The following is a 24,223-nucleotide window of genomic DNA, read 5'->3' as shown; positions in this document are numbered from 1 at the left end:
GCGGCCGAGGAGAACGTATCGCCTGGGCCTTCGCGGCTGCCCTACCGGAAAGAGGAATTGGCGCTCCTCTGACGGTGTGCGGCGTATTCCGTCGGAGTGCCGCAAGGAATCCGTCAGGATGACGCGGATCCGGCGGTGATCCGGAAACGCAGCCGGCAGATCACCGCGTCGGTGTCCCTGCGTATCGCGTGGGCGACGACCGAGCCGCGCTGGTTCTGCAGCAGCCGCTGCCAGACGTGCGCCGGATCCGCTTCGGGGATGACCACCGTGATGTGGAAAGCCGGATGGGTACCGGCCAGTTCGGTCACGTACCGGGAGAGCGGGCGGCCCAGCTCACGGCGCTCCGAGTGGATCTCGACGAGCTCGACGCCGGGCTTCCACAGCTCCCAGTCCCGCCGCAGGGCCTCCAAGGCCTGGCGGTCCTCGGGTCCGGGGTGGGTGACGGTGACGGCGAGGACGATGTCGCCCAGGGACCGGGCGGCCGTCAGCGCCTGGGAGGTGAGTCGCGACAGGCCGGAGACGGGGACCACGACCAGCGACGGCGACCGGTGCGGTGGCTGGGGTATGCGGCCGAGTTCGAGGCAGGCGCCGATGCGGTCGTAGGCGCGGTGGATCCTGCCGAAGGCGAGGACGAGCAGGGGCAGGGCGAGGACGACGAGCCAGGCTCCCTCGGTGAACTTGGTGGCGGTGACCACGACGGCGGAGACGCCGGTGAGCAGTGCGCCGAGTGCGTTGAGGAGGGCCTTGGTCCGCCAGCCGCCGGGGCGCAGTTCGTTCCAGTGGAGCACCATGCCGGCCTGGCAGAGGGTGAAGCCGACGAAGACGCCGATGGCGAAGAGCGGAACGAGCGTGTTCGTATCGCCCCCGGAGACGACCAGCAGGACGCCGGAGACGGCGGCGAGCCACAGCACACCGTGCCGGTGCACCTGCCGGTCGCCCTTCAGGGCGAAGAGGTGCGGCAGGTGGTTGTCGCGGGCCAGCAGGCTCATGAGCACCGGCAGACCTCCGAACGACGTGTTCGCGGCCAGCGCCAGCAGCACCATGGTGGCGAACTGGATCACGTAGAAGGCCGCGTTGTGCCCGAACGAGGCGTCCGCGAGCTGGGACAGCACCGTGACGCCCTCGACCGGCTGGAGGTGGAAGCGGCCGATCAGCAGGGAGAGCCCGATCAGCATCACCCCGAGCAGAGCGCCGAGCGCGACCTCCGTGTGCTGTGCACGGCGTGCTGCCGGGGCCCGGAAGGACGGCACCGCGTTGGCCACCGCCTCGACGCCCGTCAGGGCCGAGCAGCCGGCCGCGAAGGCCTTGAGCAGCAGCAGCGCGCCGACCGCGGTGGCGCCCTCGCCGAGCGCCGGGGCATGCCCGGCGGCGGACGCGGTGCTCGCCGGGCCGTCGCGGAAGAGGCCGACCGTGATCATCACCAGGATCGAGCCGACGAAGACGGCGGTGGGCACGAGGAACGCCCTCGCGGAGTTCACCACCCCGAACAGGTTCACCGCGGTGACCAGGGCCAGCACGCCGAGGCAGATCCAGACCCGCTCCCCGTACAGCTGGGGGAAGGCCGACGTCAGGGCCGCCACGCCGGCCGTGACGGAGACCGCCACGTTCAGGACGTAGTCGAGGATCAGTGAGGCGGCCGCCACCAGTCCGGCGCGGTGGCCCAGGTGCCGCTTGGCGACCGCGTAGGAGCCGCCGCCGTCCGGGAAGGCGGCGATCACCTGCCGGTAGGAGGCGACGAGCACGGCGAGCAGGACCGCGATCGCGAGGGTGACGGGAAGGGTGAAGCCCAGCCCGTACGCACCGGCCGCGGCCAGCACGAGCACGATCGACTCGGGGCCGTAGGCGACCGACGCCATGGCGTCCAGCGACAGGGCCGCCAGTCCCTGCGGTGCGGTCAGCCGGTGGCGTTCCCCCGCCGCCCCGGGGCCGGTATCGGGCGGCTTCCTCGTGCTGGGCGCGGGCCGGTCGGTCGTGGCGGGTTCACGGGGGTGCAGGGACATGGAAGTGCCTTCCACGGGATGCGGGGACGGGGAGTCGAGCGGAGTGGTGAGGCCAGCGTCGGGCCTGGCCGGGGCCCTGCCGACGGCCTTGGCGCGATCTGTACGCCCGCCCCGACGCTCTTCACACACCCCATACGGGCGGGCCCGCGCGCCCCGCGCACGAGCCGTGGCAGGGGGGTGTTACGACGGCGTGCGTGTGGGCCGGTCGGCCGCGTCAGATTGGCGTCAAGGGTTCCCCGGTATTCGTATGGAGTCCGTCAAGGTGGCTTATCACCGGGGCGAGGGCGAGGTTTGCTCTTATTGGCCAAACGGCTGATTCCATTCCTCACGTCAATCAGGAGCTCGCGATGGCCGACCTGGCCTTCGTCGCCACCACGATCGCGGTATTCGCGCTGGTGGCTCTCATCGCCCGGGGGGTGACCAAGCTGTGACCGTCGAAAATGTCGTCGGCCTCGTCGTGGCCGTGTCCCTGCTCGGATATCTCATCCTCGCTCTCCTTTACCCGGAGAGGTTCTGAGTACGGAAATGAGTCCCCAGGTCGCTGGTCTGCTCCAGCTCATAGCCCTGATCGCCGCCCTCGCCCTCGCGTACCGTCCGCTGGGCGATTACATGGCCAGGGTCTACTCCTCCGAGAAGAACTACCGGCCGGAGAAGTGGATATACAAGGCCATCGGCGCCAATCCGGCCGCCGAGATGCGCTGGCCCGCCTATCTGCGGGGAGTGCTCGCCTTCTCGGCGGTGAGCGTTCTCTTCCTGTATCTGATGCAAAGGGTGCAGGGCTCGCTGCCCGGTTCGCTGGGCTTCTCCTCGATCGACCCGGACCAGGCGTTCAACACCGCCGCGTCCTTCGTCGCCAACACCAACTGGCAGTCGTACTACGGCGAACAGGCCATGGGCCACGTCGTGCAGACCGGCGGTCTCGCGGTGCAGAACTTCCTGTCCGCGGCCGTCGGCATGGCCGTGGCGGTGGCACTCGTACGGGGCTTCGCCCGGTCGCGTACGGGCGAACTCGGCAACTTCTGGGCCGACCTGGTGCGCGGGACCGTCCGCATCCTGGTCCCGATCTCGGTGATCGGCGCGATCGTCCTCGTCGCCGCCGGGGCGATCCAGAACTTCTCCGGCATCCACCAGGTCGGACAGTTCATGGGCGGTACGCAGGAGTGGAACGGCGGCGCGGTCGCCTCCCAGGAGGCCATCAAGGAGCTGGGCACCAACGGCGGCGGCTACTTCAACGCCAACTCCGCCCACCCCTTCGAGAACCCCAACCCCCTGTCCAACCTGTTCGAGATCTTCCTCATCCTGCTGATCCCGTTCGCGTTGACGCGGACCTTCGGCCGGATGGTCGGATCACTGAAGCAGGGGTACGCGATCCTCGGCGCGATGGCCGTCATCTGGATCGGATTCACGGCGCTGATGATGTGGACCGAGTTCGCCCACCGCGGGCCCGCGTTCGAGATCGCCGGCGGGGCCATGGAGGGCAAGGAGACCCGCTTCGGGATCGCCGGCTCGTCGATCTTCGCCGTCGCCACGACGCTGACCTCGACCGGCGCGGTGAACTCCTTCCACTCCTCGTACACCGGCTTCGGCGGCGGCATCACCATGCTCGGCATGCAACTCGGCGAGATCGCTCCCGGCGGTGTCGGCTCCGGCCTCTACGGCATGCTGATCATGGCGATCATCGCGGTGTTCATCGCCGGGCTGATGGTCGGACGCACCCCGGAGTACCTCGGCAAGAAGATCGGCACCCGCCAGATCAAGCTCGCGGCCTGCTACATCCTCGTCACCCCGGCCCTCGTGCTCGGCTTCACCGCCGTCGCCATGGCCCTGCCGACCCCCGCCGACTCGATGACCAACTCGGGCGCGCACGGCTTCTCCGAGATCCTCTACGCCTACACCTCCGGCGCCAACAACAACGGCTCCGCCTTCGCCGGGCTCAACGCCGACACCCAGTGGTTCAACACGACCATCGGCATCGCGATGCTGCTCGGCCGGTTCCTGCCGATGGTGTTCGTCCTGGCCCTGGCCGGCTCGCTCGCCGAGCAGAAACCGGTGCCGGAGACCGCGGGCACGCTGCGCACCGACAAGCCCCTCTACTCGGGGCTGCTCGTCGGCACGATCCTCATCATCACCGGCCTCACCTACTTCCCGGCCCTAGCGCTGGGTCCGCTTGCCGAAGGGCTCGCCTCATGAGCACCGTCACCCCCACTCGCGCTCCGCACGGAGACATACCGCCGGCCGATGGCCACGGGGCTGCCAACCGGGTCGGCAGCGGGCTGTTCGACCCCCAGCAGCTGCTGAAGTCGTTCCCGGACGCGCTGCGCAAGCTCGATCCGCGCGTGATGGTCAAGTCGCCGGTGATGTTCGTCGTGCTGGTCGGCTCGGTGGTCACCACCGTGCTGGCGCTCACCGACCCGACCGACTGGTTCGGCTGGGCGATCACCGCATGGCTCTGGCTGACCACCGTCTTCGCCAACCTCGCCGAGGCGGTCGCCGAAGGCCGGGGCAAGGCCCAGGCGGACACCCTGCGCAAGGCCAAGACCGGCACCGTCGCCCGCCGGGTCATCGGTCCCAACGAGGAGCGGGTCGCGGGCACGGACCTGCGCATCGGGGACCTGGTGGTCTGCGAGGCCGGCGACACGATCCCCGGTGACGGCGACGTCGTGGAGGGCGTCGCCTCCGTCGACGAGTCCGCGATCACCGGCGAGTCCGCCCCGGTCATCCGGGAGTCCGGCGGCGACCGCTCGGCCGTCACCGGCGGGACGAAGGTGCTGTCCGACCGTGTCGTCATCAAGATCACGACGAAGCCGGGCGAGACCTTCATCGACCGCATGATCAACCTGGTGGAGGGCGCCTCCCGGCAGAAGACGCCCAACGAGATCGCCCTGAACATCCTGCTGGCGTCCCTCACGATCGTCTTCCTGCTGGCCGTCGTCACCCTGAAGCCCTTCGCGATCTACGCGGGCGCGGACGACCAGACGTCGCTGATCGTGCTCGCCGCGCTGCTGGTGTGCCTGATCCCCACCACGATCGGGGCCCTGCTGTCCGCGATCGGCATCGCGGGCATGGACCGCCTGGTGCAGCGCAACGTCCTGGCCATGTCGGGGCGCGCGGTCGAGGCCGCGGGCGATGTGTCGACCCTGCTCCTCGACAAGACCGGAACCATCACCCTGGGCAACCGGCAGGCGGCCGAGTTCCTGGCGGTCGAGGGCGTGAAGGAGGGCGATCTCGCGGACGCCGCGCAGCTCTCCTCGCTGGCCGACGAGACCCCGGAGGGCCGCTCGATCGTCGTGCTCGCCAAGGAGAAGTACGGGCTGCGGGAGCGGAACCAGGGGGAGCTGTCCGACGCCACGTGGGTGGAGTTCACCGCGCAGACCCGGATGTCCGGCGTCGACCTGGACGGCCGGAAGGTCCGCAAGGGCGCGACCGGTTCCGTCATCGCCTGGGTGAAGGAGCGCGACGGCAGTGTCTCCGAGGACGCGCAGGCGCTCACGGACCGGATTTCCCAGGCTGGTGGCACGCCGCTGCTGGTGGCTGTGGAAGACGCTGACGGCGCTCGGGTCCTCGGGGTCGTCCACCTGAAGGACGTGGTGAAGGAGGGGATGCGGGAGCGGTTCGACGAGCTGCGCCGGATGGGTATCCGTACGGTCATGATCACGGGTGACAACCCGCTGACCGCGAAGGCGATCGCCGAGGAGGCGGGGGTCGACGACTTCCTGGCCGAGGCGACGCCCGAGGACAAGATGGCCCTCATCAAGCGGGAACAGGCCGGCGGCAAGCTCGTCGCGATGACCGGCGACGGCACCAACGACGCACCCGCCCTGGCCCAGGCCGACGTCGGCGTCGCGATGAACACCGGAACCTCGGCCGCCAAGGAGGCCGGGAACATGGTGGACCTCGACTCCAACCCCACCAAACTCATCGAGATCGTCGAGATCGGCAAACAACTCCTCATCACCCGAGGAGCCTTGACCACCTTCTCCATCGCCAACGACGTCGCGAAGTACTTCGCGATCATCCCCGCCATGTTCGCCGTGGCGTACCCGTCGCTGGACAAGCTCAACGTCATGGGGCTCACCTCGCCCGAGTCCGCGATCCTGTCCGCGGTCATCTTCAACGCCCTGATCATCGTCGCGCTGGTGCCCCTCGCCCTCAAGGGCGTGCGCTACCGGCCCGCGAGCGCGGACCGGATGCTGCGGCGCAACCTGGGCGTCTACGGACTCGGCGGCATCGTCGCCCCGTTCGTCGGCATCAAGATCATCGACATGCTCCTCTCCCTCATTCCCGGAATCGGCTGATCCGCCATGACCAACAACTCCGTCAGCAGCACCGCGCGCGTGCTCGGGGCCGGACTGCGAGCCCTCCTCGTCCTCACCCTGGTGTGCGGGGTGATCTACCCGCTCGCCGTCACCGGCGTCGCCCAGGCCCTGTTCAACGACCAGGCCAACGGCTCCGAGATCAAGGACAGCGGCGGGCAGGTCGTCGGCTCCTCCCTCATCGGCCAGCGGTACGACCTCCCGCTGAAGGACGGCGAGGAGTCGGCCGCCCCGGACCTGAAGTGGTTCCAGCCGCGGCCCTCCAACGGCCTCGGCAGCAACAGCGTCAACACGCAGTACTCCCTGATCCTCTCCGGGGCCACCAACCGCTCCGGCGACAACGAGGAACTGGTCCAGTGGGTGACCGACGCCAAGGCCGCCGTGGTCAAGGACAACTCCACCCCCACGTACCAGGTGAAGCCCGCGGACGTGCCGGCCGACGCCGTCACCTCCTCCGGCTCCGGTCTGGACCCCGACATCTCACCCGCGTACGCCGAACTCCAGGTGCACCGGGTCGCCGAGAAGAACAACCTCGACGTCAAGGAGGTCGAGGACCTCGTCGCCGATCACACCACCGGCCGGCTGCTCGGCTTCATGGGCGAGCCCCGGGTGAACGTCCTGGAGCTGAACACCGCGCTCAGGGACCTGACGCAGGGCTGACGCGAACGTCGCAGGCCACCGGAGACCGGTGGGGCACGGAACCTCCGCGCCCACCGGTCTCCGGCCGCTCCATCCACCACGGAAGAACGAGAAATCGTCATGGGACGCGGAAAGCTCCGGATCTATCTCGGCGCGGCACCGGGCGTCGGCAAGACGTACTCGATGCTGTCGGAGGCGCATCGCAGGGTCGAGCGCGGGACCGACTGTGTGGTGGCGTTCGTGGAGCATCACGACCGGCCGCGGACGGAGGTCATGCTGCACGGGCTGGAGCTGCTGGCGCGCCGGGAGCTGGAGTACCGGGGCACGGTGTTCACGGAGATGGACGTGGACGCGGTCCTGGAGCGGGCGCCGGCGGTGGCGCTGGTGGACGAGCTGGCCCACACGAATGTGCCCGGTTCGCGCAACGCGAAGCGCTGGCAGGACGTCGAGGAGCTTCTGCGGGCCGGGATCGACGTCATATCCACGGTCAACATCCAGCACCTGGAGTCGCTGGGTGATGTGGTGGAGTCGATCACGGGTGTGCGGCAGCGGGAGACGGTGCCCGACGAGGTGGTGCGGCGGGCCGACCAGATCGAGCTGGTCGACATGTCGCCCCAGGCGCTGCGGCGCCGGATGGCGCACGGCAACATCTACCGGCCGGACAAGATGGACGCGGCCCTCTCGAACTACTTCCGCCCCGGCAACCTCACCGCCCTGCGCGAGCTGGCCCTGCTCTGGGTCGCCGACCGGGTCGACGAGTACCTCCAGCAGTACCGGGGCGAGCACAACATCCGCACCACCTGGCAGGCCCGCGAACGCATCGTCGTCGGACTGACCGGCGGACCCGAGGGCCGCACCCTCATCCGCCGCGCCTCCCGTCTCGCGGAGAAGGGGGCCGGCGGCGAGGTGCTCGCCGTCTACATCGCGGCGAGCGACGGACTGAAAGCGGTGTCACCCAAGGAGCTGGCCGTCCAGCGCACCCTGGTCGAGGACCTCGGCGGCACCTTCCACCACGTCATCGGCGACGACGTGCCCTCGGCCCTGCTGGAGTTCGCCCGCGGGGTCAACGCCACCCAGATCGTTCTCGGCGTCAGCCGCCGCACGTCCTGGCAGTACATGCTCGGGCCCGGCGTCAGCGCCACCGTCGCCCGCGAGTCCGGTCCGGACCTGGACGTCCACATGGTCACCCATGACGCCGTCGCCAAGGGCCGCGGGCTCCCGATCGCCCGCGGCGCCCGGCTCGGCCGCGCCCGGGTCGCCTGGGGCTGGCTCGTCGGCGTCCTCGGACCCGCCCTCCTCGCCCTGCTGCTCAACACCGTCGTCCCCGACCTCGGGCTCGCCAATGACATGCTGCTGTTCCTCACCGCGACCGTCGCGGCCGCCCTGCTCGGCGGCATGCTGCCCGCCCTCGCCTCGGCGGCCTTCGGCTCCCTGCTGCTGAACTACTACTTCACCCCGCCCCTGGGCCGGTTCACGATCGCCGACCCCCAGAACATCGTCGCCATCGTGATCTTCGTCGGGGTGGCCGTGTCCGTCGCCTCCGTCGTCGACCTGGCGGCCCGCCGGACCCACCAGGCGGCACGCCTGCGCGCCGAGTCGGAGATCCTCTCGTTCCTGGCCGGCAGCATCCTGCGGGGCGAGAACTCACTCGACGCGCTGCTGGAGCGGCTCCGGGAGACCTTCGCCATGGACTCCGTCGCCCTCCTGGAACGGACGGCCGAGACCGAGCCCTGGACCTGTACGGCGGCTGTCGGCGCCCGCCCCGTCGAACGTCCCGAGGACGCCGATGTCGACATACCCGTGGGGGAGAACCTGGCGCTGGTGCTGAGCGGCCGGGCCCTGCCCGCCGAGGACCGCCGGGTGCTGGGCGCCTTCGCCGCCCAGGCGGCCGTCGCACTGGACCGCCAGCGCCTGGTCGACCAGGCCGAGGAGGCGCGCGACCTCGCCGAGGGCGACCGTTTCCGCACCGCCCTTCTCGCCGCCGTGAGCCACGACCTCCGCACCCCGCTGGCCGGCATCAAGGCATCGGTCACCTCGCTGCGCTCCCATGACGTCGCCTGGTCGGAGAACGACCGCGAGGCCCTGCTCGAAGGCATCGAGGACGGGGCCGACCGGCTCTCGGCGCTGATCGGCAACCTCCTGGACATGTCCCGACTCAACACGGGCACCGTTGTCCCGCTGATCCGGGAGACGGACCTGGACGAGGTCGTCCCCATGGCGCTGGGCGGCGTCCCCGACGGCAGCGTGGAGCTGGACATCCCGGAAACGCTGCCCATGGTCGCCGTCGACCGCGGCCTGCTGGAACGCATCGTCGCCAACATCGTCGAGAACGCCGTCAAGTACAGCCCCGACGGCCGGCCCGTACTCGTCTCCGCCAGCGTCCTGCGCGACCGCGTCGAACTCCGCGTCGTCGACCGCGGACCCGGCGTCCCCGACACGGCCAAGGAGCACATCTTCGAACCGTTCCAGCGGCTCGGCGACGCCCCGAGGGGCGCGGGGGTCGGGCTCGGTCTGGCCGTCGCACGGGGCTTCACCGAGGCGATACGGGCCACCCTCACCGCCGAGGACACGCCGGGCGGCGGCCTCACCATGGTCCTCACCCTGCCCCGCGGCACCACCGCCGCGCCCACACCTCCGGGCACGCCCTCCGACCCGTCTGCGTAGGAAGTCCTGCGACACCGGCCCACGCATGGAGTGCGCCGCGTCGCGTTCGTACCATCGGCGGCACCGGAGAGGCGCCGTACGCGCGCGACGCGGATGCACGGCCGTTCCATCGGACGAACCCGTGACGTGTCGGTCACGCCGTTGGCCGCGCAGAGGTTCGGCGTCCGAGGACAGGCACCCCTGGTCGGGGCACGGACGAAGAGGAGCGACGACCGGGGCCGCCACCCCTGGCCGTACCTCATCGAAGCATCCCCCTGACCTGCAATTTCGCTATCCAGGTTCGGGTTCATGACTTCCGACTGCCTCGGCCTGTTTTCAGGTGCTTCTGTCTGTTCCCGGGCGCTGTTGGTCACGTGTTGGTCATGCGATCCGCCCGGTTTGTCCGGTGTCCGGGCAGGCTGTTCACCCCCGCACAGTCACCAGCCGCTGCTGCGCGTACGAGCGCACATTGCGAACGCCGGCTTCGCGTCTGTGGGGTTCGAGCCACTCCTGCAGAGTGCTCCATGCCAGGTCGAGGTCCCGCAAAGCTACCGGTCTCCAGGGCCCTTCGCGAGAGGCGCTGCGCCGAGCCATGGGGCGGCCTTGGTCGGAGTAGGCAGTGGAGCCGGGCGGCGCTTTGGGCCAGCTGAGCCAGGACAGCACGCGGGCGGCGGCCGGTGGGTTCGTCATAGGGGCCGAGTCGAGCAGGTGGATGGTGACGCGCATGGCCACGCCGAGGAGGTCGGCACGCCCCGAACGGATGTGTTCGCCAGGGCGGGGAGATTTTCGATGCTGCTCTACAGCCAGGTGAGCAGGCTCTCGCCTACGTGGCGACCGGCCAGATGTTCAGGTTCGACGGGGCCCATTCGGTTGCCATTCCGACTGAGGGGCCGGCGACGAGGACAAGGAAGGTGCGGCGGTCAGGTTGGTCGCGATCCACGAATAACTCCGTGTGGCGCGTGAACCATGTCTCCTGCGCCGAGTCGGCGCGCTCCGACGGCCACGGCATAGCGGAGCGCGCATGCGCGGGTCACCCCTTGAGGGCCTCGAATGCAGCGTCGAGGTCCTCAACGAAAGCGCGCCATGAGGGAAGGCAGGTGACTGGGCCCTCCGGGTCGAGGAGTTCCAGCATGCGCAGCCGGTGCTGCGAGAATCGCTTTTGGAACTGGGCGAGGCGGCGCCCCTTGTACTCGCTCGCCCGTGCGAGCGAGTCCTTGAGGAGCTGTTTCGGGTCGGCGATAGTCTCCGCCGCAACACCTTTGGGGAGATTAAGGCCGACGCGGCCGCGAGGGTTCTCGGCGACCTGGCGCAGACACACTTCGTCTAGGAGGAGCCAGGCTTCCAGCATGCGGACGGGCACAACGGCGACGTGCCGAAGATCGGGCCACTCGGAGTCCACCGCTTTCTCGATCTCGTCTTTGCGGTCCTGGGCAGGGCCTCGGTCAGCATCCCGTTGCACCACCGCCAGGTCGTAGCTCCCTCCGAGCGCGCGGGCGGCCCGGAGCTTGTCTGGTACGGAGTGTCCGGTCGGCAGCCGAAGCAGACCGAAGTCGGGGACCGTGACCGAGACGTCGAGTCCCTTACGAACGCCAATCGATTCGATATGCGGGACGAGGCCGTTGTCGCTGCTGCCTTCACCGATGAACAGGACACGAGCGGTCACGCGGCGTCCCCGCTCAGCGTGAGCTGTGCTCCGACGGGCGTAGTGAGATAGGGCAGGATGTCAGCTTTCGTCACGAAACTGCCGCTCGTCACCTTGTTGGCCCGCCAGGTGCCGACAAGTGGACGCAGGCGCAGTGCGCGGTTCAGAGTGCCGTTCTCACCTCTGTGCATTGCGGTGTCGGCGAACAGGAGATCCTCGTTGCCGACGAGTTGTACGACACCGGGTGAATGCGTATTGATCAGCACCTGCCGAAATGGGTTGTCCGTGCCGGGTTCTTCCGAGGGATCCACGGCAAGATCCTGTACCAAGTCGACCATGGCGTTGAGGTTCGCTGGGTGGATGCCGTTCTCGGGTTCTTCCATGCAGATCAGTCCACGCACGGACGAGTCTTCGAGCAGAACGCAAAGTGCCAGGAAGCGCAGAGTGCCTTCGGAGAGGCTGCGCGCAGGCAGTGTCATGCCAGCCACCTCGTGCACATTGACCGTGAGGAGTTGTCGAACCTCGTCTTGATCGACATCCAGATCACGGACATGGATGCCGGTCAAGTCCGAGAGGCGTCCTGCAACCCGGGCGTATACCTGACTGGGATCCGCGCCGGGAGTGTCGTGGGCCACGCGGAAGAGGGTCGCTGGCAGGTGGGAGCCGTCGGCGCCCATCGCATGCGGGTCCACGTATCGGTCGGACCGGCGCAGAGCGGATGGTTCCAGGGCAAGCCGTCGCCAGGACTGCATCTCACGGCGAGCCGAGAGGATGGTCGGGTCATCGCTGCTAGTGATCGTGGAGACCACCGTCGCTGGTGCCCGGGATGCCGCAGCCGGCTTGGGCTGGCCTCGGCTGCCACCGTCCTGGTGAATTTTGACGATCGACTCGTCGGCTTCGGTGGTCGTCGAGATGAAAGGCGCGCCGCTGCGGTGGCCCTGGATGACGGTGTTGCGGAACTGCTTCGCACTGTGAGGGAAGCGAAGATGCTGCGGAGCCTTGCCCTTCGTGATGTGTGCCAGCGTCTCGTGGAGGAGCGTGAGGCGCCCGAAGCGGTCGAGTCCGGACGGCTCCTGGTAGCCGACTTCCAGTTCGTACCGCAAGAAGGTGCTGCTGGCCTTCGCGGCCCGGCCGAAGTCGTCCTGCACGTGCAGCGGAACGATCATCTCGGCAGCGAACCGCATCCGGTGGTTGCCGGGCTCAAAACCCTTCCAGAAGAGGTCGCGCGGGTCACCTTGACGCTCGCCATGCACGCCCCGAACCTCCTGGGCTGCCTCCATCATCGACTGGTCGGCGAGGAGCGAGAGGAACTGGATGGCGTCGAAAACGTTCGACTTGCCGGTGCCGTTCTCCCCTGCGATGCAGGTGAAGGGTCCGAAGTCGATGGACAGGTCCAGGAGGTTCTTGAACCCGTGGACTTCGATGCGCGTCAGCATGCGGTCTCCGGAAGTTCGTCGAGCGGATCCAACAAGCCTACTGGCGGGGAGGGCTGCCGTCCCCGCCAATGCGTCGGCAGCCTCTCGCGCCTGGTCACTATCTGACTACCCCGCGTTCCGGCATGCCTGGTCCTGCGGGCTTGCGATGGTCCAGTACGCAGAGCATCTAAGGGCCGGGGCCCGGGACGGGTATTTAGGGCGGTGCGGCGCGTTGACATGAGGCCGATCGGGTGAACGCCTGAATGCGTTGGTCAGGCGTTGGTCATGCGAAGGCCCCGTGACCCGCATATTGCCTGGTCAGGCTGATGAAATGGAGCGACGACCGGGGCCGCCACCCCCCACAGGAGAGGCCCCGGCCGTCTTCCACGGGGTCGCAGCACGACCCCGTACTCATCTCAGCGCCATGACTGCGTTTTCTGTCACACCGTGAGTCGGCCGACGAATTGTTGCGGGTTGTACAAGTCATGGACGCGGCCCCCGCCGAGCACGTAGCGTGCTGGTTCGCGCAGGGTTGCGCTGCAGTTGACCAGCTGCGATCGAGGACGGCAGAGCGGGTTGAGGGAGTGCTGGGGGACGACGCGGAGCTGACTGCCGCGGTGCTCGCGGCACAGGACGGGGACGAGGACGCCTTCCGTGCTGTGTACCGCGCGGTGCAGCCACGGTTGTTGGGCTACATACGGACGCTGGTCGGGGAGCCGGACGCCGAGGACGTGGCGTCCGAGGCGTGGCTGCAGATAGCGCGCGACCTCGACCGGTTCAGCGGTGACGCCGACCGGTTCCGGGGCTGGGCCGCCCGGATCGCGCGCAACCGTTCGCTGGACCATCTGCGGATGCGCAGCCGCCGCCCCGCGATCGGCGGCGACGAGACCGAGCTGACCGCGCGGGCCGCCGAGTCCGACACCGCGGGCGATGCCATCGAGGCGCTGGACACCAGCCGCACCATGTCCCTCATCGCCCAGCTGCCGCAGGACCAGGCCGAGGCCGTCGTGCTCCGGGTGGTCGTCGGGCTCGACGCGAAGAGCGCTGCGCAGACCCTCGGCAAGCGGCCCGGTGCCGTACGCACCGCCGCCCACCGGGGCCTCAAGCGACTGGCCGAACTCCTCGGCGCGGAGCATCCCGGGACGAACCGGACGGGTGGCGCCTCCGTGGACGGCGCCCCGGACCCGGCGCAGGGTGGCGACGACGGTGCGGGTCAGGGGGCGGCCGGTGGCGCCGGACTCGGCGCCGTACCCGCGCAGCGCCCCGGGCGGGGCGGTCCGGTGGCGCCCGCCGGGGTCACTCCCGGTGTGACGCATTCGCGACCGTGGACGCAGAAGGACATGTGATGGCCGACGAGCACTACGAGTGGCTTGACAAGGAAGCGGCGGAGAGATTGCTCCGCGGCGAACCGGTCGTCCCCGTCGGCGACGAGGCCCGCACCGACGCCTTCCGGCTCGCCGAAGCACTCGGCGCGGCCCGTGGGGGATCCCGGTACCCGGCGGACGAACTCCCCGGCGAGGACGCGGTCCTCGCCGCGTTCCGGCAGGCCGGCCACGGCGACGGCGTGGACCGGCTCGCCGGTCTCTCCGCCGGTCAGGCCGTCCCCGGCCGGCCCGGTCTGCTGCGCGCCGTCCACATCGGCTCCGCCCCCGACACCCCGGCCCGCCGCCCGCGCTGGAGCCGGCCGGTCCGTTTCGGCCTGGTCGCCTCGCTCGCGGGCTGTGCGCTCGGCGGGGTGGCGGTGGCCGCCGGAACAGGCGTGTTCACCGGAACGTTCGGCGGACAGGGCTCGCCCGCGCCGGCCACCTCCGTCTCGGCCGCCGTGACCCCGGGGCCGCTGGTCTCCGAGGGGCACGCGGACGACTCGTCGTCCCCGGCGGACCCGTCCCCGCCCGACGCTTCGGAGGAGCCGTCCTCGCCCGAGACCCGGGAGTCCGACGGGCCCGAGCACCCCGACGGCGCGCGAACCGGCGACACCGGCCGGGAGCCCGGCGAGGACCGCCCGGGCAGCCCGGACGAGCCGGGCGGCGACGGCCGCGAGGAGACGGCCGGGGGCGGCGACGGCCAGGAGGAGAAGCCCGGCGGCTCTGGCGGTGACACGGCGTCCGGCAACTGGTACGAGCAGTCCGTCAAGGCCTGCAAGGCCTTCCGCGACGGCAGCCTGGACGACCGGAGCCGGCGGCAGCTGATCCGGCTCGCGAAGGGCGAGAAGCACCTGGAGCGCTTCTGCGACCGCCTCCTCGACGGCAGCGGCGGAAGCGGTGGGAACGGCGGCTCCGGCGGTTCCGGCGGCGGTGACGACGACGATGACGACGGTCAGAGCGGGCCGGGCGACGGTGACGGCGGCTCGTTGCCGCCCGTCTCCTTCCACCCCGTACCGCGCTCCGGCGTGGCCCCGGAGACGGGCGACGGGACGGACGCCGAGGCCACGCCGCTCCCGAAGAGCTCCGGCGCGGCCTCCGTGCTCGCCCGTTGACGACCTGAACCGTCCGTTGGTGACGTCGGCCGGCTCCGCCCGCTGATGACCTGAACCGCCCGTTGGTGATGTCGGCCGGCTCCGCCCGCTGATGAACTGAACCGCCGTGGGCGATCAGGACCTCCCGGTGCCGGCCTTGAACCGCTCGCCGATGGCCCGACCACCCGCTGACCTGGGGTTCCAGGCGCCCCGCGAGCGGTCCGGGCGGCCGGGTGTGACGTTTTTCGGAGGCCGGGCGCAGTACAGAGTGAGCCGACTGGTCATCGGCCGCGCAACGAGCCGGGGTTCCCCCCGTACCTTCGGCTCAGCGCATCGGCGCGGGCGGGACACGTTCCCCCGGTCCCGCCCGCGCCCTCTCCTCCCTCGTGCCGGCCGTACGCCGGATCACCCGTGGACCGGGACCACCTCGTACCGGATCACCAGGAGACGACGACCTTGTCGCCGTTCTTCACCTGGTCGAACAGTGCCGCGACCTTCTTCTTGTCCCGCACGTTGACGCAGCCGTGCGAGGCGCCGCCGTAGCCGTTGGCCGCGAAGTCGGCGGAGTAGTGGACCGCCTGGCCGCCGCTGAAGAACAGGGCGTACGGCATCGGGGTGTCGTAGAGCGTCGACACATGGTCGCGGGACTTCCAGAACACCTCGAACACGCCCTCCCGGGTGGGCGTGTACTCCGAGCCGAAGCGCACATCCATCGCGGAGACGACCCGGCCGTCGTTCATCCACGCCAGGGTCCGGCTCTTCTTGCTGATGCACAGGACCCGGCCCTTCAGGCACCGCTCGTCCGGCGCGGCCAGTGGCCGCTCGGTCGGCGGGTCCAGCTCCGCGGCCGTCGGCACCCGGGTCATGGCCAGCAGCCGCTGCCAGGTGACCGCGTCGGTGCTTCCGGTGACCGGCAGCCGCCGCTTGGCCTGAAAGGAGCGTACGGAGTCGGCGGTGACGGAGCCGTAGTAGCCGGTGGGATTGCGCCCGAAGTGGCCGATCTGGCGGAGCCGGGCCTGGAGTTCCCGCACCCGGTCGCTCTCGGACCCCGTACGCATCAGGACGCGCGGCGGTGCGGTGCTCGGCTCCGGGGCCGGCCGGGCCCTCGTCGGGGCCGGGGCCGGGGCGGCGCTGGACGTCGAAGGACTGGGCGGCGGCGCGGCCGCCTGCGTGGCCCGCGCCGGCGGCGGCACGTCCTGCGCCCCTTCGGCGGTCCCGGGCTCGCATCCCGTCGCGAGGGCGGCCAGCGCGACGAGGGAAGCGGCGGCGACGCGACGCCCCCGGGGCTTTCCGCCCGCACACGGCTCGGCGGCCATGTCCGGTCCCGGTCCCGGGATCGCTTCCGACGACCCTGCACCGCCCGTGTCGCTCGCTCCCCGGCCGTCCCACCCGCTGTTCGTGTCCGCCATGCTTCGGTCCCCCTGGCTCACCGCCGGCCCGGTGCCTCCTGTACGGAATTCCCGTCCGGCCCGGTCGCCGAATCCTCCGTCGGACCCCGGCCGCGCGTCCAGCCCCCCCGAGGGGTCGCCCGGTGGATCATGGCCGGGTCCGGCCCGCGCGGCACACCCCTCGCCCGGGCGCCGCCGGGCCGTCGATATCGCCTGGTGAAACCCCCTGGACGACACCCCGTACGGGCGTGCGAGACTCCGTCCATGCTGGGTGTCACCGATCTTCCGACTTATCTCGCCGGTCTGGCGCTGATCGTTCTTCTGCCGGGGCCGAACTCGCTGTACGTGCTCTCCGTCGCCGCCCGTCGCGGCGTGCGCACCGGCTATACGGCCGCCGCGGGCGTCTGGACCGGGGACGCCATCCTGATGACGCTCTCCGCGCTCGGCGCCGCGTCCCTGCTCCAGACCACGCCCCTGCTCTTCGCGATCGTCAAGTACGCGGGCGCGGCCTATCTGACCTGGATGGCCATCGGGATGCTGCGGGCGGCCGTGTCGCTGTGGCGTGAGCGGCACCGGCGTACCGCCGAACTGGTGGAGCCGGCGGCACCCGCCGGGACGGCCGGGACCTCCGGGGCGACGGCCCCCGTGGAGAGGCCCTACCGCCGGGCCCTGGTGGTCAGCCTGATCAACCCGAAGGCGATCCTGTTCCTGATCTCCTTCTTCGTCCAGTTCGTCGACCCGGGCTACGCCTACCCGGCCCTGTCGTTCCTGGTGCTCGGCACGCTGCTCCAGCTCGCCAGCTTCGCGTACCTCTCGGTGCTGATCTTCGGCGGCACCCGCCTGGCCGCCGCCTTCCGACGCCGTAAGCGACTGTCGGCGGGGGCCACTTCCGCGGCGGGTGTCCTGTTCCTCGGGTTCGCGGCCAAGCTCTCGTTCAGCAGCGTGTAGCTCCGGCGCTCAGTGGTGCCAGGCTTTCCCCCCGACGTTGTGGATCATCCGCTGGAGCACCTTCAGCGCGGCGACGAACTCCGCCTCGGGGATGCCCTCGTGGATCTCCGCGCTCGCCCGGGTCACCCGGGCGTACGCCTTCTCGCGCAGCGCCCGCCCCTCGGGGGTGGTCCGCAGTCGCGCCCCGGAGTCCTCGGTGACCAGCCCCCGTTCGAGGAGGCTCTCGACGGCCTCCTCCATGCCGTCCGCCCCGGTGTGGAGGTAGCCGCTGAGCATGGTGACCAGCTCGGCCCGGTCCCGCCCCTCCTCGTCCGCTCCGTCGAGTTGGTTGAGCACCCACCAGGGAGGCTGGGTGAGTCCGTGTTCGGCCAGCGCGGACCGGATGTGGGTGACCGTCGCCTCGTGCGCGGCCCAGCTCCAGTAGCCGATCGGCTGGCGGGCGAGTCCTGCGTCGTCGTGTGAGTAGTTCATGCCTCAGAACGTAGAACCTCAAGCGAAGTTGAGGTCAAGCCCCCTCGTCTGACGTCTCCGGCGCGCGTGCCCGGTCATTCCGCGGACGCGCAGAGTTCACCCGCTGTCGTGGCGGGCGTCACCCGATCCTCCCGCCGTCTCACTAGGTTGTCGGGACCATGATCGAAGGCGAGGGCACGCGTGCCGAAACTGTCCGTTGTCGTACCGCTCCACAATGTCGCGGCCTACGCTCCGACCACGCTGGGCAGCCTGGCCCGCAACGCGGACCCGGACATCGAGTTCCTGCTGGTCGATGACGCGTCCACCGACGGCACGCAGGACATCGTCGACCACTGGGCCGAGCGGCTGCCGCGCGCCCGGGTGATCAGACACGGTACGAACGTCGGCATCGCCGCCGCCCGCAACAGCGGCATCGACGCCGCCGAGGGCGACTACCTCACCTTCCTCGACGGCGACGACTGGTACGCCCCCGGCCATCTGGACCGGCTGGTGCGCGCCGCCCAGGACCTCGACTGCGACTTCGCCCGCACCGACCACGTCCAGTCCACCGGCACCACCCGCGTCGTGCGGCGCGCCCCCGCGCCCCTCCGGGACACCCTGCTCGACCCCCGCGACGGGATCGGGGTGCCCGAGCGCGAGACCATGGTCGACTACCCGTTCGTCTGGGCCGGGATCTACCACCGGCGGCTCTTCGCGGACGGCGCCCAGCGCTTCGCCACCGAACTGCGCACCGCCGAGGACCGGCTGTGGATCTGGCAGCTCCATCTGCGGGCCCGCACCTACGCGGCGCTCGGGCTGTACGGCATCTTCTACCGGCGCGGGGTCACCACCTCCCTGACCCAGATCAAGGACGCCCGCCAGCTCGACTTCTTCCCCGCCTACGACGCGCTGCTCGACCAGCTGCGCACGGACCGGGACGCGAAGACCCTGCTGCCCAAGGCCGTCCGCACCTACTGCGCGATGATCGCCTTCCACAACGAGAAGGCCGACGACTACGAGCCCGCCACCGCCCGCCGGCTGCGCTCCGAGTCGGCCGCCGCACTGCACCGGATGCCGCAGGACGTGCTCGACCGCACCCTGACGATGATCGACGACAAGCGCGGCACGCTGCTCAGCCGTCTGCGCACCAAGCAGAAGGCCGCCTGACCGATGCCCGTACCCACGCCCGTACCCACCTCCGTACGCACGCCCCCGCGCACCCAGATCTTCCAGGTGTCCACGCTGTACGGGGCGGCCACCCTCGCCGCCGCGCTCGACGCCGGACAGTTCGGCCGGGCCCTCGACAGCCACCGCGTCCTGCTGGTCTCCAACAACGCGGCCGTCCCCGAAACGGCCCTGCGGCTGGAGGAGATGCGCGGTTACGGCTCCCTCGCCGCCCGCTTCGACGCCGTCGTCGACTGGAACGCGGCGATCAGCCCGCACCACCCCAGCGGCTGGGGCCCCCGCTCCGAGGAGACCGTCCTGTGGCAGCGGGCCTTCCGCCTGGCCTGGGACATCGCCCCCGACGCCCCCGTCGACCTGGCCGTCGAGTCCATCCAGGTCAACCCGGCCCGCGCGCTGGCCGCGATCTTCTCCGAGAGCGCCGTCCACGTCTACGCCGACGGCCTGATGAGCTACGGCCCCACCCGCAACCGGCTGCCCCAGTCCATCGCCTGCCGCATCCGGCGCGTCCTCCACCTCGACCTGGTCACCGGGCTGCGCCCGCTCCTCCTCGCCGAGGCCGGCGTCGAACCGGAACTCGTCCCCGACGACGCCTTCCGCGCCGTCCTCTCCGAGATCGCCACCGCGGCCGACGGGGACAAGGGGCTCGCCGCCGCCGAGGCCGCCGCCCCCACCGCGATGCTGCTCGGCCAGTACCTCGCCGCCCTCAACATCCTCACCCCGGAGGAGGAAGAGGACCTGCACGTGCGGATGTTGCGCGGAGCCGCCCGCGCCGGGCACACCTCCATCCTCTTCAAGCCGCACCCCACGGCGCCGCCCGCTTACTCCCGCGCCCTGGACGAGGCCGCCGCCGAGGCCGGCGTACGGCTCACCACCCTGGACGGCCCGCTGCTCGCCGAGACGCTGTACGAGAGGTGCGCGCCCACCCTGGTCGTCGGCTGCTTCTCCACCGCGATGTTCACCGCCGCCGCCTACTACGGCATCCCCGTCGCCCGCGTCGGCACCCGCCTGGTCCTCGACCGCATCACCCCGTACGAGAACAGCAACCGCGTCCCGCTGACGATCACCGACCACCTCGTGCCCGACCTGGACGCGCACGGCGCCGGGGCCCTGCCCCTGCTGCCGCGCACCGCGCCGGACACCCTCGCCCCGCTGGTGCGGACCGTCGGCTACTGCATGCAGGCCAAGCTCAACCCCGGGCTGCGCCCGGACGCCGAGGCATGGCTGCGGGAGCGGCTCGACCCCACGACCCAGCACTACTTCAAGCGCCGCCGCCTGCAGAGCCTCACCCTGCCCGGCGGCGGCCCCCGGGGAGCGGCGGTCCGGCTGCGCCGCACCGTACGGCGCACCCGCAGCACCCTGGGCCTCTGACCCGGGGCCGGGGCCCGACCCCCGGCCGGCGTCCGACTCACAGAACGGCGGAACGAGCATGGGCCAGACCCTCACCGGGCTGCTCACGTCAGTACGTGCGATAGCGGGACGGCCCGGAACACCGGCTCCGGGACGCCCCGGCGGCGGACCGGACCCGGCGCTCCTGGCCGCCCTGCGGCTCTGCGGCGACCACCTCACGGCCCTCGCCGCCGACGGCCCCCTCACCGACGCCCGCCGCACCCGGCTCATCGCGTCGATCGGCGCCCTGACCACCGCGTGCTCCACCCCGGGCGCCGACGCGTTCGACGCGCTGCTGCGGACCGGGCAGCAGGCGCTGGACAGCGGCGGCGCGGCCGAGGCCCGCCTCGCCCTGGCTCTCGCCGACGAGGCGACCGCCCTGCGCGCCCGCTCCAAGGGCGCCTGGCGGCTGCGCGGCAACGCCCTGGACGCGCTCGGCCGGGGCGAGGAGGCGATCACCGCGTACGAACGCCACCTCGCGCTCCAGCAGAACACCGCCGCCTCCCGCGACGTCGAACGCCGCATCGCCACCCTCCGCGCCGCGGGGGAACGCGTCGACGAGGCGCTGGCGCTGTTCACCGACGGGGTGGCGGGCCTCCGTCTCTCCCGCCACCTGCCCGCCGCCGAGGCCCGCGCCGCCTTCACCGACCTCGTCCGGCTCCGTACCGCCGAACACGGTGCCGGGGACCCGGCGGTGCGCCGGCTCGCCGCGCTCTACGCCGAGCACCGCCGGCTCTCGGACCGCGACCCGATGGCCGACCCGCTGCTGGCCGGGGCCGAGCCCATCGGCGTACCCGGGCTGCGCCGGCTCGTCGCGGGCCGCACCGTGTGCCTGGTCGCCGACACCCCGCGCACCGCCGAGCAGGAGCGGCGGCCCGGCAGTTCGCCGGCCGCCCTGACCGGGGGCTACGACCTCGTCGTGCGCTGCGACGAGCCGCGCCACACCGCCCCCGCCGCCCGCACCGACCTGCACGCCTGCACCCTGCGCGGCGACACCCCGTGGAAGGGCCCCCGCTGGGACCGGCGGGCGGGCGCCCGGCTGGTCTTCGGCGACCCGCTCCCGCACTGGCGGCTCGCCCTGCGCAGCCGACTGGTCCCCGGCGCCCAGGACCGCGTCGGCGACGCCACGCTGCGCCGTCCGCTGCACGACCCGGCGCTGCTCGGCGAGGAGCCCGGCGGCGCGGGACCCGCGAGCACCGCGTACACCGTGCTGCGGCTCCTGGACTTCCTGGGCACCCCCGCCCGGGTGGACCTCATCGGGTTCGAGGGACCGGCGGCCCTGTCCCCGCGCGAACGGGAATGGGTCGCGACACGGACCGCGAACACGGACGACACCGCGGTGAGGATCACCCTGAGATGACGCACCCCGACCCCTCGACGACGCCCGGCTCCGTGCCCGCGGCCCGTGCCACCGCCATCACGGCGACCACTGCCACGGCGACCACTGCCACGGCCACCGCCGCCACGGCGACCGCAGCCGCCGACGACCGCCGCGCCGTCACCGGCAAGCGCCGGATCGCCTTCGCCGTGTACGTCGCCGGCGCGGACGAACTCCCCGGACTCCACGCCCTCCTGCGCAGCCTCGCGCTGAGCGACCCGGCCCTCTGCGAGGACGTCGTCGTCCTGCACCCCGGTCTGCCGGACGCCGCCTTCGACGCCGCGCGCCGGCTGCACCCCCGGCTGATCCCGCGCCAGGCCGATGGACGCGACGACGTGTTCCGCCTCGACGGGTACGACACCGTGGTCGCCCTCACCCCCGCCATGGTCGTCCTCGGCCGGCTCGACGCCCTGCTGGGACTCCGTACAGGCGTGGCCGCCGTGCCGCGCCCGGGACCCGACGGCGCCCCGGACCCGCGCGGCGGCGTCCCCGACGACGGGCTGCTGGTGATCCAGCGCCAGGACCTCGGTCCGGTGCCGCCCGCCGCGACGGACATCCCGGAAGGCCTCCTCGTACCCCTGGACTCCCGTGCCGACTTCCGGGCGCGGCGGCTCCACGACGACGTGCCGGTCCCCGAGGACGTCGTCGTCCTGAACTTCGCCGGCGTCCCCGCGACCCGTACCGGCCGCGGCCCCGCCCAGGCCGTCAGGGACCGCTTCGACCTGGCCGACGAGGCGTTCCGGGCCGCCTACCTCGCCCTCCCCGGCGCCAAACACCCCGACCTGCTGCTGCACCTCGCGCTCCCGTTCCCCGGCCGGCCCCGGCCGCCGATCGACCTGGTCCGGCAGCTCGCCGAGATCCACCGGGGGCGCGGCCACCACGACCGGGCCGTCGCCCTGCTGGGCGAGGCCGTCGCGGGCCGCCCCGACCTGCCGCGCTGCCACGAGACGCTCGGCGTCTGCCTGATGGCGCTGTCCCGGTACGAGGAGGCCGAGACGCACCTGCTGCTGGCGACCGCCTCACCGGACTTCGCGCCCCGCGCCTTCGGCCAACTGGCCCGGCTGGCGTGGCTGCTGGGCCGCACCGAGGACGCGCGCGGCTATGCGCTCGCGGGCCTGGAAACCGACCCGACCGACGCCAACTGCCGCGCCTGGTACGCCCGTACGTCCGAGATGGTCACCGTCCGGGCGGAGTCCGTCAGTACCCGGCCGGCCGAACAGCTCGCCCACGTTGCCCTGTTCGCGGACGGCGAGGAGAACGCGGGCGACAAGGTACTGCCCCAGGCGGTCCGCAGCTGCCTCACCGCCGACACCGGCCCGGACCGCTGGCACCAGCAGCACGCGCACCTGCTGGTCGACGAGGCCTCCCTCGAACGCCTCAACGCCCGGCGGGCCGTGATCGTCGGCGGCGGCGGGCTCTTCCTCCCCGACACCGCGCCCAACGGCAACAGCGGCTGGCAGTGGAACATCCCCGACGACGTCCTCGCCCGGATCACCGCCCCGCTGGCGGTCTTCGCCGTCGGCTACAACGTCTTCGACGGCCAGCGCTACCGCCGCGAGCGGTTCGCGGCCTCCCTGCGGGCCCTGGTCGAGCGGTCCGCGTTCTTCGGGCTGCGCAACCACGGGTCCGTCGCGCGGGTCAGGGAACTGCTGCCCGAGTCGCTGCGCGAGAAGGTGCGCTACCAGCCCTGCCCCACCACGGTCGCCCGCCACCTCGACCCCCGGCTCGCCGAACCGGCGGCGCGCGAGGACACCGTGCTCGTCAACTGCGCCTACGACCGGGCCGGGCTCCGCTTCGGCCACGACTACGGGCACTTCCTCGCGGAGATGGCCGCGGCGATCCGGGCCGTGTCCGCGTCGGCGGAGGTCCGTTACGCCGCGCACATGCCCGCCGACGAACGCTTCGTCGACGACCTGCGCCGGGAACACGGACTCACCCTCCCCGTGGAGCCCCTCTACCTGCTCCCCAACGACGGGATCCGTGACCTCTACCGGCGCACCCGGCTGGTGATCGGGATGCGCGGTCACGCCGGGATGATCCCCTTCGGCTGCGGCACCCCCGTCATCAGCCTGGTCTCGCACCCCAAACTGGCCTACTTCCTGGCCGACATCGACCGGCCCGACTGGGGTGTCTCCGTCCACGAGCGCGCCCTCGGCGCCCGGCTCGCGGAACGGGCCCACGCGGTCCTGGCCGACCACCCGGCGGCGGTGGCCGACGTCCACGACCGGCAGGACCTGCTCTGGTCGGTGACCCGGGACAACCTCGCCCGGCTGCGCGAACTCACCGGCCTGCCCGACCCGTTCGGCGATCCGGGCGCGGGCCCCGCCGTTCCCGCGCCCAGGTCCGCCGCCGACCGGGACCACGCCACCCGCCCCCGGGAC

Annotated in this window: 17 protein-coding genes; 12 read left to right on the top strand and 5 right to left on the bottom strand. The window is 71.5% G+C overall.

Translation table 11 applies throughout. The features are described 5' to 3' along the window. Positions 1-113 precede the first annotated feature (113 nt). The gene (locus HET64_RS14540) at positions 114-2,000 is read right to left on the bottom strand and encodes an APC family permease (protein ID WP_215105562.1); all 1,887 of its coding nucleotides are present in this window, start codon (positions 1,998-2,000) and stop codon (positions 114-116) included. Between the two features lie 427 nt (positions 2,001-2,427). Between HET64_RS14540 and kdpF the strand changes: the two genes are divergently transcribed. From kdpF to HET64_RS14515, 5 genes are all read left to right on the top strand, one after another. Next, positions 2,428-2,517 (top strand): K(+)-transporting ATPase subunit F, encoded by a 90-nt coding sequence (kdpF, locus tag HET64_RS38995; protein ID WP_018955984.1) that lies wholly within the window; start codon positions 2,428-2,430, stop codon positions 2,515-2,517. A gap of 8 nt (positions 2,518-2,525) precedes the next feature. After that, entirely contained in the window at positions 2,526-4,190 is a 1,665-nt protein-coding gene (gene kdpA, locus HET64_RS14530) for a potassium-transporting ATPase subunit KdpA (RefSeq protein ID WP_215105560.1), read from the top strand. Then, complete coding sequence (kdpB, locus tag HET64_RS14525) at positions 4,187-6,295, top strand: potassium-transporting ATPase subunit KdpB (RefSeq protein WP_215105558.1); 2,109 nt, start codon at positions 4,187-4,189, stop codon at positions 6,293-6,295. Before kdpA ends, kdpB begins: the two co-directional genes overlap by 4 nt. A gap of 6 nt (positions 6,296-6,301) precedes the next feature. Beyond that, on the top strand, positions 6,302-6,973 hold the full coding sequence (locus HET64_RS14520; protein WP_215105556.1) for a potassium-transporting ATPase subunit C: 672 nt from the start codon (positions 6,302-6,304) through the stop codon (positions 6,971-6,973). Positions 6,974-7,072: 99 nt separating this feature from the next. Then, complete coding sequence (locus HET64_RS14515) at positions 7,073-9,616, top strand: DUF4118 domain-containing protein (RefSeq protein WP_215105554.1); 2,544 nt, start codon at positions 7,073-7,075, stop codon at positions 9,614-9,616. Positions 9,617-10,625: 1,009 nt separating this feature from the next. On the opposite strand, the gene HET64_RS14510 is transcribed toward HET64_RS14515, so the two are convergent. Together HET64_RS14510 and HET64_RS14505 are read right to left on the bottom strand one after the other, a co-directional pair. Further along, entirely contained in the window at positions 10,626-11,258 is a 633-nt protein-coding gene (locus HET64_RS14510) for a DUF4276 family protein (protein WP_215105552.1), read from the bottom strand. Continuing rightward, entirely contained in the window at positions 11,255-12,673 is a 1,419-nt protein-coding gene (locus HET64_RS14505) for an AAA family ATPase (protein ID WP_215105550.1), read from the bottom strand. Before HET64_RS14505 ends, HET64_RS14510 begins: the two co-directional genes overlap by 4 nt. Positions 12,674-13,236: 563 nt before the next feature. Here HET64_RS14505 and HET64_RS14500 point away from each other — a divergent pair. Then, positions 13,237-13,998 (top strand): RNA polymerase sigma factor, encoded by a 762-nt coding sequence (locus tag HET64_RS14500; RefSeq protein ID WP_215105548.1) that lies wholly within the window; start codon positions 13,237-13,239, stop codon positions 13,996-13,998. Continuing rightward, positions 13,998-15,128 (top strand): hypothetical protein, encoded by a 1,131-nt coding sequence (locus HET64_RS14495; RefSeq protein ID WP_215105571.1) that lies wholly within the window; start codon positions 13,998-14,000, stop codon positions 15,126-15,128. The genes HET64_RS14500 and HET64_RS14495 overlap by 1 nt, the downstream gene beginning before the upstream one ends. Before the next feature lie 416 nt (positions 15,129-15,544). On the opposite strand, the gene HET64_RS14490 is transcribed toward HET64_RS14495, so the two are convergent. Next, complete coding sequence (locus tag HET64_RS14490; protein WP_215105546.1) at positions 15,545-16,516, bottom strand: L,D-transpeptidase family protein; 972 nt, start codon at positions 16,514-16,516, stop codon at positions 15,545-15,547. A gap of 243 nt (positions 16,517-16,759) precedes the next feature. On the opposite strand from HET64_RS14490, the gene leuE reads away from it, so the two are divergent. Continuing rightward, positions 16,760-17,443: a leucine efflux protein LeuE gene (leuE, locus tag HET64_RS14485; RefSeq protein ID WP_215105544.1), complete on the top strand. Its 684-nt coding sequence runs from the start codon at positions 16,760-16,762 to the stop codon at positions 17,441-17,443. A gap of 9 nt (positions 17,444-17,452) precedes the next feature. On the opposite strand, the gene HET64_RS14480 is transcribed toward leuE, so the two are convergent. Beyond that, complete coding sequence (locus tag HET64_RS14480) at positions 17,453-17,914, bottom strand: MarR family winged helix-turn-helix transcriptional regulator (RefSeq protein ID WP_215105542.1); 462 nt, start codon at positions 17,912-17,914, stop codon at positions 17,453-17,455. 180 nt (positions 17,915-18,094) lie between these two features. On the opposite strand from HET64_RS14480, the gene HET64_RS14475 reads away from it, so the two are divergent. The 4 genes from HET64_RS14475 to HET64_RS14460 form a co-directional block, all read left to right on the top strand. After that, entirely contained in the window at positions 18,095-19,060 is a 966-nt protein-coding gene (locus HET64_RS14475) for a glycosyltransferase family 2 protein (protein ID WP_215105540.1), read from the top strand. Positions 19,061-19,063: 3 nt separating this feature from the next. Beyond that, positions 19,064-20,446: an alpha-2,8-polysialyltransferase family protein gene (locus HET64_RS14470; protein WP_215105538.1), complete on the top strand. Its 1,383-nt coding sequence runs from the start codon at positions 19,064-19,066 to the stop codon at positions 20,444-20,446. Positions 20,447-20,504: 58 nt separating this feature from the next. Continuing rightward, positions 20,505-21,824, top strand: coding sequence for a tetratricopeptide repeat protein (locus HET64_RS14465; protein WP_215105536.1), 1,320 nt, complete (start codon positions 20,505-20,507; stop codon positions 21,822-21,824). Then, a partial coding sequence (locus HET64_RS14460) for a polysaccharide pyruvyl transferase family protein (RefSeq protein WP_215105534.1) occupies positions 21,821-24,223 on the top strand: 2,403 nt, incomplete at its 3' end. The genes HET64_RS14465 and HET64_RS14460, both read left to right, overlap by 4 nt.

It is taken from the genome of Streptomyces sp. McG3, assembly GCF_018619185.1.
Classification (GTDB): domain Bacteria; phylum Actinomycetota; class Actinomycetes; order Streptomycetales; family Streptomycetaceae; genus Streptomyces.
The sequence above is the reverse complement of the archived record's forward strand: the minus strand, read 5'-3'. Positions and strand labels throughout refer to the sequence as shown.